Raw genomic sequence first — 13,945 nt, forward strand, 5'->3', positions numbered from 1 at the left:
TCGTCGGGGCCAAGGTGAAGGGCCTTAGAGCGGGAACTTGCCCGAGAGCTCGAGGGTTCCCGCGCAGGTCCACGCTTCCAAACGATCCGCATCCGTGGGGCCGCCATCCAGGGGGCTGGCCAGCCGTGGGCGGCGGACCCAGCATCCGGCCTCCTCAGCGATCAACGCACCAGCCGCGTAGTCGTGTTCGTTGAGCCCGCGTTCTCCGAAGGCGTCGTGCGTTCCATCCGCCACGAGGCAGAGATCCAATGCGGCGGAGCCGAGCCGCCGGAGATCGGCGAAGCCTTCCATGAGGTTCCCGAGACCGGCGAACTGCTCAGCCCTCGTGGCGGGATCGTAGCTGAACCCGGAGGCCACAATCAGTCCCGTCCGGCCCAGGAGCGGTCCGCTCAGCTGGGTGCGCTGCCCGTTCTCTTCAAGCCATGCCCCATGGCCGCGTGCCGCCGAGTAGATGCGTCCCAGCGCGGGGGCGTTGACGACGCCGGCCAGCCAGACGCCGTCGGCATCCGCAACGGCCACGGACGTGGCGTAGTAGACGATGTTCCGGATGAAGTTGGTGGTGCCGTCCAAAGGATCGATGGACCATCGGTAGCCGCTGGGCTGCTCGGGCCGGGTGGTGCCGTGCTCCTCGCCCGTGATGGTGTCGTGCGGGCGTGCTGCGGTAATTGCGTCCCGCACAGCGTTCTCCGCCGCGACGTCGAAGGCCGTCACCCAGTCGCCGGCGTCACCCTTGTTCACGACGCCGAGGTTCCGCGCCGAGCCGGGGCCGGCTGGCCGGGCGGCGAGCACCTCCGCTCCTGCCGCCGCCGCCACGCGGGCAACAGCGAGAAGCTCCAAGACATCGGCCGTCATTCGGCAGCGTCCACTTCCGCCGCCGCAGCGCCCGCCAGGGCAACGGCTGCGTCTTCATCATCCGGAGCCGTGCCGCCGGCGGGTTCCAGGACGCCGTCGAGCAATGCCTTGAAGCCGTCCTCGTCCAGTACCCGGATGCCGAGTTGCTCAGCCTTGTCCAGCTTGGAGCCTGCGTTCTCGCCGGCCACGACGTAACTGGTGTTCTTGGAAACCGAGCCCGCCGCTTTGCCGCCCCTGATGATGATGGCTTCCTTGGCTTCGTCCCGGCTCAGGGTGGGCAAAGAGCCTGTCACCACGATGGTGAGGCCTTCCAGGTTCCGCTGGATGCCGGCGTCGCGCTCGTCAACCATGCGCACCCCGGCAGCTGCCCAGCTATCCACGATTTCCTGGTGCCAGTCAACGGCGAACCATTCCTTGAGTGCCGCGGCGATGGTCGGTCCCACCCCGTCAACGTTGGCCAGTTCCTCCTCGGAGGCGGCCCGGATGGCGTCCATGCTCCCGAGGGCCGTGGCCAGGGCACGGGACGCAGTGGGGCCGACGTGCCGGATGGAAAGGGCAACCAGGACGCGCCAGAGAGGTTGCGTCTTGGCTTTCTCAAGTTCCTTGAACAGTTTCTCGGTGGTGGCGGTGGGTTTGGAAGGGGTCTTGGCGGTGGCCTTGGAATAGAAGTAGGGCACCAATTCGAACGTTCCCGTGCCCACGCCTTTGGAGCGCTTCTCGCGGTGGATGCGGACGTCGGCGAGGTCCTCCGGCGTGAGGCTGAACAAGGCCGCCTCGCTGCGCAGGGGCGGAGTTTCCGGTTCCGCAGGCTGGGTGAGTGCGATGGCTGCCTCCCACCCGAGAGCCTCGATGTCGAAGGCTCCCCTGCTCGCGACGTGGAAGACACGCTCGCGCAGCTGGGAGGGGCACGACTTCGCGTTGGGGCAGCGGATATCGACGTCGCCCTCCTTCGCCGGAGCAAGGGGCGTGTGGCAGGAGGGGCATTCCGTGGGCATCACGAACTCGCGCACAGGAGGATCCTGCTGATCGCGCAGCGCCAATACCGGCCCGACGATCTCAGGAATGACGTCTCCGGCCTTCCGGAGAATCACGATGTCGCCGATCATGACGCCCTTGGCCTTGACCACGTCCTGGTTGTGCAGGGTGGCCATCTCCACAGTGGATCCGGCCACTTTGACCGGTTCCATTACCCCGTAGGGAGTGACGCGGCCGGTGCGGCCGACGTTGACTTGGATGTCCAGCAGCTTGGTGTGGACTTCCTCCGGCGGGTATTTGTAGGCAACGGCCCATCGCGGCACGCGCGAGGTGTAACCGAGGGCACGCTGCGTGGCGAAGTCGTCGATTTTGACCACGATGCCGTCGATCTCGTGCAGGAGGTCGTGCCGGTGTTCGCCGAAGTGCTTGATGAAGTCGAGGACCTCCTCGAAGGAGTCCAGGACCTTCAGGTAGGGGCTGACCGGCAAGCCCCATTCCTCCAGCAGCTTGTACGTTTCCGACTGGCTCGTGGAGTCGAGGCCTTCGCGTGCCCCGATGCCGTGGACGAACATCCGCAACGGACGCTTGGCGGTTTCCGCGGGGTCTTTCTGGCGCAGGGAGCCGGCGGCGGCGTTGCGGGGGTTGGCCAACGGCGCCTTGCCGGCCTCGATCAGCGCTTCGTTGAATTCGGTGAATGCCTTGGACGGAATGAAGACTTCGCCCCGGATTTCCACCTCGGACGGATATCCGCTGCCGCTGAGCTGGCGCGGGATCTCCTTGATGGTGAGCACGTTGTGGGTGATGTCCTCGCCCGTGGTGCCGTCTCCGCGCGTGGCGGCACGGACCAGCTTGCCGTCGCGGTACAGCAGGTTCACTGCCAGGCCGTCGATCTTCAGCTCCGTCAGCCACGCAATGCGGGAAGCCGCCGTGCCCAGCTTTTCGACCGAAGCCTCGGCCTTGCGGACCCACGCTTCCAACTCGTCGAGCGAGAAGACGTCCTCCAGGCTGTACATCCTCTGGAGGTGCTCGACGGCGGCGAAAGCAGCCGACACCTCGCCGCCTACTTCCTGTGTGGGCGAATCGTTGGACACGAGCTCGGGATGCAGGGCCTCGAGCTCCTCGAGGCGGCGGTACAGGGAGTCGAACTCGGCATCCGAAACCGTCGGCGCATCTTCCTGGTAGTACGCGTAGCGGTACTTGCGGACGAGGTCTGCGAGGTTTTCGTACTCTTCCCGTACGGCTTCCGTTGGAACTGCGGTTTCGCTCTCTGCTGTGCTCACGTACCTATCTTGCCGCAAAGCCGCGACAAAATACGGCCCCCGGACGGGAAGCAGGGATCACAAGCAGGAATCACAAGCGGGTATCAGTGCGTAAAGCGATGGCGGCTCCACAAGGCGAAGGCAATGCCTCCGGCCGCCACCAAAAGCACGCCGCCCATGATCGCGATCACGGCGAACATGTCCGAGCCCGGTCCTTTGGTGCCGCTCACCGAGGCAGCTTGCGTGGCCTTGAGCCCGTCCTGGATGGGGGTATTCCAATTGGACGATGCCGACGGCGAGGCGCTCGCCGTCGGGCTGTTCGACGGGGTCGCCGGGCTGGAGGCGACAGAAGCCTCCGACGGCGCCACGCTGGGTTCCGGTTCCACGGTCACCTGAGTCATGGGGGCCGGTTCGGGCGCGGCGGGCGCGGGCGCCACCGGGGCTGGTGCCGGGGCCACCGGCACGACGACGGGTGGCTTGGAGGGCGCCGGGTCCACGATTATCGGCTGGGTTGGCGTGGGCTCGGTTGGTGCTGGGTCCGGGGCCGGGGTCGGCGCAGTGGTCGATTGGCTATTCTGAGGAGCCAGAGTGGTCTCGGCATGGGCCGAAAGCAACGGGAAGGCGCACATCACCACGGCCATGGCAATGCCCGCGAGGGCAACGGAGAACGGGCGTCGCACGGCGGCACGGGTCGCGCCGCCAGAGCGCGCTGAGGAGCGTTGGGTCATGTTTACCTCTGCAGGACGGCACGGGCCGCCCGGAGTTGGGGTGGTATTGACCGGAATCTTCCTACATAGTCCGGGCATGTCGCAAATCCCGTTCCCTGCAAAGGCCATCAGGAAGAGCCGGGGCCGGTCCTTGCGGCGTCGTTCAACTCGATCCTGGCATCAACCACAATCGCGGTCACATTGTCCCGCCCACCACTCAGCAACGCCTCGTGGATGAGGGCATCCACCGCGTCCTGGGGCTTCTCAACCGTGCTCAAGATCCGGAACATGTGCTCGTCGCCCAGCTCCCCGGTGAGTCCGTCCGAGCAGATCAGCATCCGATCCCCGTCCTGGATGGGCAGCAACCAGAAGTCCGCTTCGTTTTCGCCCCCTGTGCCGAGGGCGCGGGTCACCACATTGCGGCGCGGATGCACCGTGGCTTCTTCCCGCGTGATGCTTCCGGCCTCCACGAGTTCCTGGACTTCCGAATGGTCCACGCTGATCTGCCTGAATTCGCCCCCGTTCACCCGATACGTCCGTGAATCGCCGATGTTCATGACCAGCCAATACGGGACGCCCATATGCTCGGCGACGACGACGCCGGTGAGCGTTGTTCCAGCGCGGCCACCCGTGGCATTCCGGATCTGGGAGTCGGCAGCCAGGATGCACCTTTGCAGGGCAACGGCAGTTGCCGAGCGGACTCCCGGCGCCAATTGCGGCATGCTGCCGAGGGTACGCACGCACAACGCGCTGGCAATCTCGCCTGCCTCATGCCCGCCCATGCCGTCAGCCACCGCGAAGACCGGATCCTTTGCGATGAGCGAGTCTTCGTTGAGTTCCCGGCTGAGTCCACGGTCCGTCCCGAAGCCATAGCTCAACGTGAATCCCGGCTCAGGGGCGGTTGCTGCGGACGGTGAATTCATCAGTCGAGGACCAGTCCCTTGCCAAGTCCGCGGGCAAGCCGGACGGGAAGGATTTCCCCGAAACCACGAACGTTTTCGGCCGTCTGCGGAACCAGGACGAAGCGTTCGTCCTGGCCCAGCGCTGCCGCCGTCATCTCGTCCACGAGGACCGTGCCGGGTTCAGCCAAGGCCGTGAGGCGGGCCGCCAGGTTGACGGTGGGGCCGTAAATATCGCCGAGACGGGAAAGGATCCGTCCCCAGACCATGGCCACGCGGGCTTCCGGGAGGATTTCGTCTTCCGTGAAGGCTTGGGCGAGCGCCAAGGAGATCTCGGCACCAGCGGCTGGCGTCTCGGCGATGTAGAGGACTTCGTCGCCGACGGTCTTGACCAGGCGTCCGCCGCCGATGGAGATGATCTCCGCGCACTTGTTCTCGAAGCGCTGGACCAACTGGGCCAGGGTTTTCTCGTTCATGCGGCGGGACAGGCTCGTGTAGGAGACGAGGTCGGCAAAACCTACGGCGCGCGCCAAAGGCAAAGGAGCGTCGTCTTCATCTCCTTCGCGGCCTGCTTCGCTCGCCTGCAAACCTGCCTCTGCACGGACGGCCAGGCGCTGCACACCGGCGTTCATCTGGCGTCGCCATGAGTACAGCAGGATCTCTTCCATGGCGTCCACAAGGTTGGGCAGTTCATTGACCAGCTGCTTGCGGGCAACGGCATCGGGGATGCCTTGCTGCACCACCATGTCTTCAATCAGCGCCTCGACTTGCCACACCACCATGCGGTCGGTCATCTGACCGATGGCGCGCGTCACGGAGATGGCAGCTTCCTCGGTGAGCTTTCCGGCGCGGACCAGGTCGAGGATGGTGGAAAGCGCCGCGAGGTCGCGCTCGGTGAACGCTACATCCTGGTCACCGAAATTCGGGAATCCCAGCGCCCGCCACAGTTTGCGGGCTGACAACAGCGAGACGCCTGCTCCGGCCGCCACTTCGCGCCGCCGGAGTTTGCGTTCGCCGCCCAAGAGCCGCGTTTCCAGCGCTTTGATGGCAAGCCGTTCTGCTGACAATGCGCCGGTGGGCGGGGACACCACGGGGAGGACCCCCGTAGGTGCTTGGTCCACGGAAGGTTCGGGCACGGCGTCGGGCTCGTGGTCCATGTACTCAGGCTCCTGCTCGTCAACGCTCATCTCTTCCACCTTCTCTCACATCCCAGGGCAACGCGGCACCAGAGTAGTCAACTGGTCCAACAAAACCGTCAAAGTCGCCATGCTCCGGTACGGCGCCCGGGCCGAACCCGACATTTGTCGGAAGCTCGGCCATGGCATCCAGGATGAAACTTCGAAACTTGCCGACCTCCGGAACATCCGCGAGAACGGCCTCGCCGGGGTGCCCGGTATCCAAGGATATATTCCCGGAGCGCAATATCCGTTGGAGCAGCGATTGTTTGATCCCCACGCTGCGCACCGCGGCCAGCGGGACCTGCCAGTCTCCCCGGCGAAGCATTCCGAAACGGGCAACTATCCGGCCGCTTGTCAGGATGTACCGTACGCCGCGCCAGCGGATGAATCGCGGAAGGCTGTAGCCAAGCAGCACGATCGCCACGATGGCCAGGCATGCGGCCACCAACCATTGGGTCCAATCACTCGTGATGACCGGAAGCAAGTTACCCGGTCCGCCCTTGACTATCCATGCACAGGCGAAGGCGGCCGCGGCGGGGACCAAGATGAACGCCAGGACGGGACCGAAAAGCGCCCTGGGCTGCTGCCGCGTAATCACGATGACTTGCTCCCCGCGCAGGAGCTCTTTACGCATAACCGCTTTCGGTAGCCCTCAGATGGACGACGTCGCCGGCAGTCACGACGTGCTCGCGGCCACCATGGTCCACCACCAAAAGGGAACCATACTCATCCAACCTGGACGCATGCCCCACCAATTCGTGGTCGCCCGGCAAATGCGCCTTCACTTCTCGTCCCAAGGTGACCATGACAGCTTCAACCCGCTTGTGCAGGGACGAGCCGCCGGCCAATCCCGCGGTGGGGTCGCCGTCGGCATTGCAGAAACTGCGGTAGAGCGCCGCGAAGCGTGACAGGTAGTTCCGCAGAAGCACGGTGCGGTCCGTGGTCGTGGCACCCTCGAGCACAAGGGACGTCGCTGTCGGGACAGGCAACTCATCTTCGCTGAGCGTCACGTTGAGGCCGGTGCCCAGGATCACGGCCGGAACGGATCCATCCCCCATCGGTCCCATCTGGGCCAGGATCCCGGCGATCTTCTTGCCTCGGACCAGGACATCGTTGGGCCACTTGATCTCGGCGGGCAGGCCGGCGGTTTCCAGGAGGGTCTCGCGCAAGGCCAGCGCGCCCAGGAGGGACAGCCAGGAATAGCTCTGGGTGGGAACGGGGAGGCCTTGGGAATTCACGGGACGCAGGACGATCGAAACGGAAATCGCCGAACGTTCGGGAGACTCCCAGTGACGGTCGAGCCGGCCCCGGGCCGCCGTCTGGTGCTCGGCGGTTAGGACGGCGAGGTCTGCCCATTCCTTAGGCTCGATGGTGACGGCGCGCAGCAGATCGGCGTTCGTGGAGCCTGTGGTCTCCACGATCTTCAATTGCGAAATACCGGCGGCCGCGAGGAAGTCGGGGTGAAGCAGGGCATCGCGGTCCAGGCCCAAGCGCGGGGCACGTGGTTCGCTGCTGGCAGGCTGTTCGACGTCCATAGACAGAATCCTATCCAGCCAGGCCGGTCCGGGAAGAAGTTGTCCGCTTAGAGGAAGATATCCGGTACCAGCTTCTCCTCCGGGGCACCCAGACTGTAGGGCCTGAAGTCGGAAACTCCGGCAGCCCTCAACACCTGTTCGTCCGTATAGAAGTTGCCTGTATTGCTTGCTGAAGCGCCTGAGTCTGCGGACAGGTTCGCCCCGGTCAGGACAGCGTGGGCCGCATCGGCCATGATTTCCGGGCCCCTGGCCGCTTGGACGATCTGTGCCCCACCGGGCATATTCCGAATGGCGGCAGTGTCGATCAGCGTGCAGGGCCACAGCGAGTTGACCGACACGCCGTCGTTCTTGAGTTCTTCGGCCAGGCCCAGCGTGGTGAGGCTCATGCCGTACTTGGCCATGGTGTAGGCCAGATGCATGCCTGCCCACTTCGGGTCAAGGTTCAGCGGCGGCGAGAGCGTCAGGATGTGGGCGTTGTTCGATGTCCGCAGGGCCGGAAGCGCGAGCTTGGACAGCAGGAAGGTGCCTCGGACGTTGATGTCCTGCATGAGGTCATAGCGTTTCATGTCAATCGCGTCAGTGCGGGAGAGGTCTATCGCCGAGGCGTTGTTGACCACGACGTCGATTCCGCCAAAGTGTTCGACGGCGGCGGCAACCGCCGCGGCAACGTCGCCGTCGTTGCGGACATCACCCACCAGCGGCAGCGCTTGGCCGCCCGCCGCTTCCAGTTGTTCGGCGGCCGTGAAGACCGTTCCTTCAAGCTTGGGGTGTGGCTCCCCGGTCTTGGCCATGATGACGATGTTGGCGCCGTCACGTGCCGCACGGGTAGCGATTGCCAGGCCGATGCCGCGGCTGCCGCCGGACATCAGAATGGTGCGGCCCTTCAGTGATCCACGTGCCTGGTAGGGAAGGGCAGGGCTTGCAGAAGCATCGTTGCTTGAGGTCATGAGGACACTGTAGCCCAACTATGTTACTGGCGAGTAACATCACTCGATGCTCGACTTGAAGTCGGAAAATTGTAGGGTTTCTACAGCGGTCTGTGGCTTTTGCGTCATTAGACTAGCCAACAGGGCCCGCACTTTGTACGGATGCTACTTAAGAGCGCATGCCTAACAAAGCAGTGCCAGCGTAAATCAGCTACAGAGCCGGAGACATTTGATGAGCCACGATCTGACAACGACAGCGGGAAAGATTGCCGACTTCCGCGACCGCCAGGCCCGTGCAGAACAACCGTCCGGCCCCGAAGCCATCGAGAAGCAACATGCCCGCGGCAAGAACACCGCCCGCGAACGCATCGACATGCTCCTCGACGAAGACTCCTTCATAGAGTTCGATGCTTTGGCCGTCCACCGCTCCACCGCGTTCGGCATGGAAAAGAAGAAGCCCCTCGGCGACGGCGTGGTCTCAGGCTACGGCACCGTCGACGGCCGCCTCGTAGCCATCTACAGCCAGGAATTCAGCGTCTACGGTGGCTCCCTGAGCCAAGTCAACGGCGAGAAGATCGTCAAGGTCCAGGAATTCGCCCTCCGCAACGGTTGCCCGATGGTGGGCATCAACGACGGCGGCGGCGCGCGTATCCAGGAAGGCGTCGCCTCGCTGGCGATGTTCGCTGACATCTTCCGCAACAACGTCCATTCTTCCGGCGTCGTCCCGCAGATTTCCCTCATCATGGGCCCGTGCGCCGGCGGGGCGGCCTACTCCCCCGCCCTCACCGACTACATCGTGATGGTGGACAAGACCTCCCACATGTTCATCACCGGCCCCGACGTCATCAAGACCGTCACCGGCGAAGACGTGGACATGGAAACCCTTGGCGGCGCACGCCAGCACAACGCCACCACCGGTACTGCAACATACCTCGCCAATGACGAAGCCGACGCGATCGAGTTCGTCCGCGAACTCCTGGACTTCCTGCCGTCCAACAACCTGTCCGAGGCGCCCGTCCTGGAGCACGAGCAGGAACTGGAGCTCGACGACGACGACCTCGCCCTCGACACGCTCATCCCGGACTCGGCCAACCAGCCGTACGACATGCGCAAGGTCATCGAGCAGATCGTGGATGACGCCCATTTCCTCGAAATGCAGTCGCTCTACGCCCCCAACGTGATCATCGGCTATGGCCGGGTTGAAGGCCACACGGTCGGGATCGTGGCCAACCAGCCCATGCAGTTCGCGGGCACGCTGGACATCTCGGCTTCGGAAAAGGCCGCCCGCTTTGTCCGCCACTGCGACGCCTTCAACGTTCCCATCATCACCTTGGTGGACGTCCCCGGCTTCCTGCCCGGCAAGGACCAGGAATTCCAGGGCATCATCCGCCGCGGAGCCAAGCTGCTTTACGCCTACGCCGAAGCCACCGTGCCCAAGCTGACGGTCATCACGCGCAAGGCCTACGGCGGAGCGTACATCGTGATGGGCTCCAAGAAGCTCGGCGCCGACCTCAACCTGGCCTGGCCCACGGCGCAAATCGGCGTCATGGGCGCCCAAGGTGCCGTCAACATCCTGTACCGCCGCGATCTTGCCGCGGTCGCCGAGGCCGGTGGCGACGTCGAAGCCAAGCGCGCCGAGATCATCCGCCAGTACGAGGAAGAACTCCTCAACCCCTACCAGGCGGCCGAGCTGGGCTACGTCGACGCCGTCATCGCGCCGTCGGAGACCCGCTTGCAGATCATCAAGGGCCTCCGCGCCCTCCGCGACAAGCGGGCCAGCCTGCCCACCAAGAAGCACGGAAACATCCCCCTGTGAGCGTCGAACAGAACCCAGGCTCCGGGCCCGGTTCCACGGACGCGGTGCCCGCCGAGCCCTTGCTTTCGGTGGTCAAGGGAGACCCGACGCCGGAAGAGCTCGCGGCGCTTGCCGCCGTCGTCGCCTCCCTTGGAGCGTCCGAGGAAGCCGAAGCTCCAAAACCGAGCACGCGGCACTGGCTGCGCCGGCAGCAACTGCGCATGGATCCCACACCGGGTCCAGGCGCCTGGAAGCGCAGCCGGGGCTGAGTTTTGTGGTCACCCAACCGACTCGCATTTAATGCCGTTTTGAAGGCCCGGAACGACATTAAATGCGAGCAAGTTGGGTTGGCGGCCGGATCTTCTGCAACAACCCTTTCATAAGGCGCCTGGACGCGGTTAGGCTCGTGGGGTGACTACCTCTAACACAGCTCCGGCACGCCTCCAGACTGCCATCGACGCGGTCGCCGATGCCTACACGGACACCCTTCTTGCCCTCAACCCGAGCCTCGCCACCACCCTCGGCCTGCCCGGACACGAAACCGAATACCAGGATTTCTCGCCCTCAGGCGCCGCGGCCTTCGCCAAGGCAGCACGGGACACCCTCGACGAGCTCGCCACCCTCGAACCCACGGACGCCTCCGACGTCGTCACGCTGGACGCGATGCGGGAACGGCTCGGCCTGGCGATTGAGATCCACGAGTCCGGCTGGGACGCCGCGGACCTGAACAATATCGAATCTCCCGCCCAAACCATCCGCGCGATCTTCGACCTTATGCCCACCGACACGGCCGAACACTGGGAGCACATCGCCGGCCGCGCTGCCAACGTTGCGGAAGCGATCGACGGGTACATCGTTTCCCTTCGCTCGGCGAAGGACGCAGGGAAAGTCTCCGCGGCCCGCCAAGTCAAGATCGTCATCGAACAGACCAGCAAATACGCGGCCGAAGACGGCTTCTTCGCCAAGCTCGCCGCCGAAGCCACCATCGACGGCCAGCCGCTGCCGGCGGAACTGCAGGAAAAGCTCGACGCCGGTGCCGCCGTCGCGCGCTCCGCTTACTTGCGTCTTGCCGCCTTCCTCGAAGCGGAACTTCTGCCCTTTGCTCCCGAAAAGGACGCCGTGGGCCGCGAACGCTACGCCCTGGCCTCACGCTTGTTCCTTGGCGCAACCGTGGACCTCGAGGAAACATACGCCTGGGGCGTGCAGGAACTCGAGCGGCTCATTGCCGAACAGGAACAGGTGGCCGAGCAAATCAAGCCCAGCGCGTCCATCGAGGAAGCCAAAGCCATCCTCGACAACGATCCCGCACGGCAAATCAAGGGCACCGACGCCCTCAAAGCCTGGATGCAGGAACTCTCAGACCGGGCAGTGTCCGAATTGGCCGACGTCCACTTCGACATCCCGGACATCATGAAGACGCTCGAATGCCGCATCGCCCCCACGGACGAAGGCGGCATCTACTACACGGGCCCTTCGGACGACTTCTCCCGGCCAGGCCGCATGTGGTGGTCCGTCCCCGCCGGCGAAGACACCTTCACCACCTGGGCCGAAACCACCACAGTGTTCCACGAAGGCGTCCCCGGCCACCACCTCCAGGTGGCCACCGCCGTCTACCGCCGCGAGCTCCTCAACAACTGGCGGCGGAACGTCTGCTGGGTGTCCGGGCACGGCGAAGGCTGGGCACTCTATGCAGAAAAGCTCATGCTCGAGCTCGGCTACCTCAAGGACCCGGGCGACCACATGGGCATGCTGGACATGCAGCGCATGCGCGCGGCCCGCGTGGTGTTCGATATCGGCGTCCACCTCGAGCTGGAAGTTCCGGAACGCTGGGGCAGCGGTACCTGGACCTCGGAGAAGGGCTTCGAATTCCTCAAGGCCAACCTCCCCATCAGCGCGGGCCAGCTCCAGTTCGAATTCACCCGCTACCTCGGATGGCCGGGGCAGGCTCCGTCGTACAAGGTGGGGCAACGGCTGTGGGAAGAAATCCGGGCTGAACTCGAACGCCGCGACGGATTCGACTTGAAGTCCTTCCACACGGATGCCCTGAACATCGGCTCTGTCGGCCTGGATACGCTTCGCCGGGCGCTGCTCGGGTGACCCAACTGACTCGCATTTGTTGTCGTTTTGGAGGCTCATAACGACAACAAATGCGAGTCAGATGGGCTGAGACGTACGAGACATTCCCCACATTCTGTCCGGGAATAACTTCATAAATGGGTGGATTGGCGGCGAATTCGCGGGCCTTTTTTGGGAGTGGGTCGAATGTGAGACCGTAACATTTCTCAACGTCGGGTCGCGGTGGTATTTTTCGGGGCCTAGTTTGTTCCGGTGAGCAATTCATCCAACACTGTGACTTCCGCCGGAAAGACTTCGTCCCGGCTTCCCAAGTGGGCAACGTCCTTCGGCGTCCAGATCATCGCGGCCCTCGTGATCGGCCTGGCCCTCGGCCTCCTGGCCAAAGCCACCGGCAGCACCACGAAAGCTCCCAACGGGCTCGGCGCCACGCTGCAGACCATCGGCTCGAGCTACGTCTCGCTGCTGCAGACCGCCGTCGTGCCCTTGATCTTCACAGCCGTGGTGAGCTCCATCGCGAACCTGCGCCAAGTGTCCAATGCCGCGAAATTGGCGTGGAACACTCTGCTCTGGTTCGCCATCACGTCACTCATCGCCGTGACGATCGGCATCGGACTTGGAGTGCTCTTGCAGCCAGGCTCCGGCACCGGCATCACCAAGAAGGCCGAGTACGCCGGAAAGACCGGCGACTGGTGGGCGTTCCTGACAGGTCTTTTCCCCAAGAACTTCCTGGGCCTGGGAGCGAGCACCACCGTCACGGACGGCGTCGCCAGCACGTCGATCACCTTCAACGTGCTGCAGATCCTGGTGATCGCCATCGCCGTCGGCGTCGCAGCCCTCAAGGTGGGCAAGCAGGCCGAACCGTTCCTGAACCTCAACGCTTCCGCCCTGGCCGTCATCCAGAAGGTCCTCTGGTGGATCATCCGCATTGCCCCGCTGGGCACCATCGGCCTGATCGGCAACGCAGTGGCCGTCTACGGGTGGGATACCATCGGTTCGCTCGGCAAGTTCACGGTGGCCATCTACGCGGGCCTCGCCCTTGTGCTGTTCGTCGTCTACCCCATCCTGGTCAAGACCCATGGACTGTCCGTCAAGCAGTACTTCTCGGGCGTGTGGCCCGCCGTGCAGTTGGCATTCGTCTCGCGTTCCTCGATCGGCACGCTGCCGCTCACGCAGCGCGTCACCGAACGCAACCTGGGCGTCCCCCAGGGTTACGCATCGTTCGCCGTGCCGCTCGGCGCGACTACCAAGATGGACGGTTGCGCCGCCATCTACCCGGCCGTCGCCGCGATCTTCGTTGCCCAGTTCTTCGGCATCAACCTGGACTTCAGCCAGTACTTGCTGATCGTGGTGGTTTCCGTCCTTGGTTCCGCGGCAACGGCAGGCACCACGGGCGCCGTCGTCATGCTCACGCTGACACTTTCCACGCTGGGACTGCCGCTGGCCGGCGTCGGACTCCTCCTGGCGATCGACCCCATCCTGGACATGGGCCGCACGGCCGTCAACGTGGCAGGACAGGCGCTGGTTCCGGCCATCGTCGCCAAGCGGCAGGGAATCCTGGACGAATCGCTCTACAACGCGCCCCGCAAGGGAACGGCATTCGCGGCCGAGGGTGAGTCCCCGGAGGCATCCGAGGAGACCCGCGAGCTCGCTGGCGCCAAGGCCTAGCGACGGCACATCGTCGCGCGGACAAATCCCCGGGGGCCAGTTCAAAATGCCCCGGGGATTTGTCCTTTTAACGGGGTG

At 64.5% G+C, this 13,945-nt stretch carries 12 protein-coding genes; 4 read left to right on the forward strand and 8 right to left on the reverse strand.

The window, feature by feature from the left end:
- Positions 1-24: 24 nt before the first annotated feature.
- The 8 genes from AC3WJM_RS09085 to AC3WJM_RS09120 form a co-directional block, all read right to left on the reverse strand.
- Positions 25-852 (reverse strand): inositol monophosphatase family protein, encoded by an 828-nt coding sequence (locus AC3WJM_RS09085; protein WP_307052598.1) that lies wholly within the window; start codon positions 850-852, stop codon positions 25-27.
- The gene (ligA, locus tag AC3WJM_RS09090) at positions 849-3,125 is read right to left on the reverse strand and encodes an NAD-dependent DNA ligase LigA (RefSeq protein WP_441437990.1); all 2,277 of its coding nucleotides are present in this window, start codon (positions 3,123-3,125) and stop codon (positions 849-851) included. The genes AC3WJM_RS09085 and ligA overlap by 4 nt, the downstream gene beginning before the upstream one ends.
- A gap of 65 nt (positions 3,126-3,190) precedes the next feature.
- Positions 3,191-3,814, reverse strand: coding sequence for a hypothetical protein (locus AC3WJM_RS09095; RefSeq protein ID WP_284989778.1), 624 nt, complete (start codon positions 3,812-3,814; stop codon positions 3,191-3,193).
- A gap of 107 nt (positions 3,815-3,921) precedes the next feature.
- Complete coding sequence (locus AC3WJM_RS09100) at positions 3,922-4,716, reverse strand: PP2C family protein-serine/threonine phosphatase (RefSeq protein WP_492271697.1); 795 nt, start codon at positions 4,714-4,716, stop codon at positions 3,922-3,924.
- Positions 4,716-5,879, reverse strand: a complete 1,164-nt coding sequence (locus AC3WJM_RS09105) for an adenylate/guanylate cyclase domain-containing protein (RefSeq protein ID WP_284989780.1) — start codon at positions 5,877-5,879, stop codon at positions 4,716-4,718. Before AC3WJM_RS09105 ends, AC3WJM_RS09100 begins: the two co-directional genes overlap by 1 nt.
- Positions 5,869-6,504 (reverse strand): PH domain-containing protein, encoded by a 636-nt coding sequence (locus tag AC3WJM_RS09110; RefSeq protein WP_492271698.1) that lies wholly within the window; start codon positions 6,502-6,504, stop codon positions 5,869-5,871. Before AC3WJM_RS09110 ends, AC3WJM_RS09105 begins: the two co-directional genes overlap by 11 nt.
- A complete protein-coding gene (locus tag AC3WJM_RS09115) occupies positions 6,497-7,405 on the reverse strand; it encodes a biotin--[acetyl-CoA-carboxylase] ligase (protein WP_059387892.1) in 909 nt (302 codons plus the stop codon). Before AC3WJM_RS09115 ends, AC3WJM_RS09110 begins: the two co-directional genes overlap by 8 nt.
- A gap of 47 nt (positions 7,406-7,452) precedes the next feature.
- A complete protein-coding gene (locus tag AC3WJM_RS09120) occupies positions 7,453-8,352 on the reverse strand; it encodes an SDR family oxidoreductase (RefSeq protein WP_306961297.1) in 900 nt (299 codons plus the stop codon).
- Between the two features lie 211 nt (positions 8,353-8,563).
- Here AC3WJM_RS09120 and AC3WJM_RS09125 point away from each other — a divergent pair, with 211 nt between their 5' ends.
- The 4 genes from AC3WJM_RS09125 to AC3WJM_RS09140 all read left to right on the forward strand — a co-directional run bounded on the left by AC3WJM_RS09125 (position 8,564) and on the right by AC3WJM_RS09140 (position 13,867).
- On the forward strand, positions 8,564-10,147 hold the full coding sequence (locus AC3WJM_RS09125) for an acyl-CoA carboxylase subunit beta (protein WP_284989782.1): 1,584 nt from the start codon (positions 8,564-8,566) through the stop codon (positions 10,145-10,147).
- Positions 10,144-10,395 (forward strand): acyl-CoA carboxylase subunit epsilon, encoded by a 252-nt coding sequence (locus AC3WJM_RS09130; protein WP_059387894.1) that lies wholly within the window; start codon positions 10,144-10,146, stop codon positions 10,393-10,395. Before AC3WJM_RS09125 ends, AC3WJM_RS09130 begins: the two co-directional genes overlap by 4 nt.
- 142 nt (positions 10,396-10,537) lie before the next feature.
- On the forward strand, positions 10,538-12,223 hold the full coding sequence (locus AC3WJM_RS09135; RefSeq protein ID WP_492271699.1) for a DUF885 domain-containing protein: 1,686 nt from the start codon (positions 10,538-10,540) through the stop codon (positions 12,221-12,223).
- A 231-nt stretch (positions 12,224-12,454) separates the two neighbouring features.
- Positions 12,455-13,867: a dicarboxylate/amino acid:cation symporter gene (locus tag AC3WJM_RS09140; protein ID WP_492271700.1), complete on the forward strand. Its 1,413-nt coding sequence runs from the start codon at positions 12,455-12,457 to the stop codon at positions 13,865-13,867.
- Positions 13,868-13,945: the final 78 nt, after the last annotated feature.

The sequence above is a fragment of the Arthrobacter sp. FW306-1B-G06A genome, from assembly GCF_058781765.1.

Bases quoted from the DNA above. Each gene is read 5' to 3' on its own strand.
- AC3WJM_RS09085 (WP_307052598.1), bottom strand. From the start codon at position 852: ATGACGGCCGATGTCTTGGAGCTTCTCGCTGTTGCCCGCGTGGCGGCG.
- AC3WJM_RS09095 (WP_284989778.1), bottom strand. From the start codon at position 3,814: ATGACCCAACGCTCCTCAGCGCGCTCTGGCGGCGCGACCCGTGCCGCC.
- AC3WJM_RS09100 (WP_492271697.1), bottom strand. From the start codon at position 4,716: ATGAATTCACCGTCCGCAGCAACCGCCCCTGAGCCGGGATTCACGTTG.
- AC3WJM_RS09105 (WP_284989780.1), bottom strand. From the start codon at position 5,879: ATGAGCGTTGACGAGCAGGAGCCTGAGTACATGGACCACGAGCCCGAC.
- AC3WJM_RS09110 (WP_492271698.1), bottom strand. From the start codon at position 6,504: ATGCGTAAAGAGCTCCTGCGCGGGGAGCAAGTCATCGTGATTACGCGG.
- AC3WJM_RS09115 (WP_059387892.1), bottom strand. From the start codon at position 7,405: ATGGACGTCGAACAGCCTGCCAGCAGCGAACCACGTGCCCCGCGCTTG.
- AC3WJM_RS09120 (WP_306961297.1), bottom strand. From the start codon at position 8,352: ATGACCTCAAGCAACGATGCTTCTGCAAGCCCTGCCCTTCCCTACCAG.
- AC3WJM_RS09125 (WP_284989782.1), top strand. From the start codon at position 8,564: ATGAGCCACGATCTGACAACGACAGCGGGAAAGATTGCCGACTTCCGC.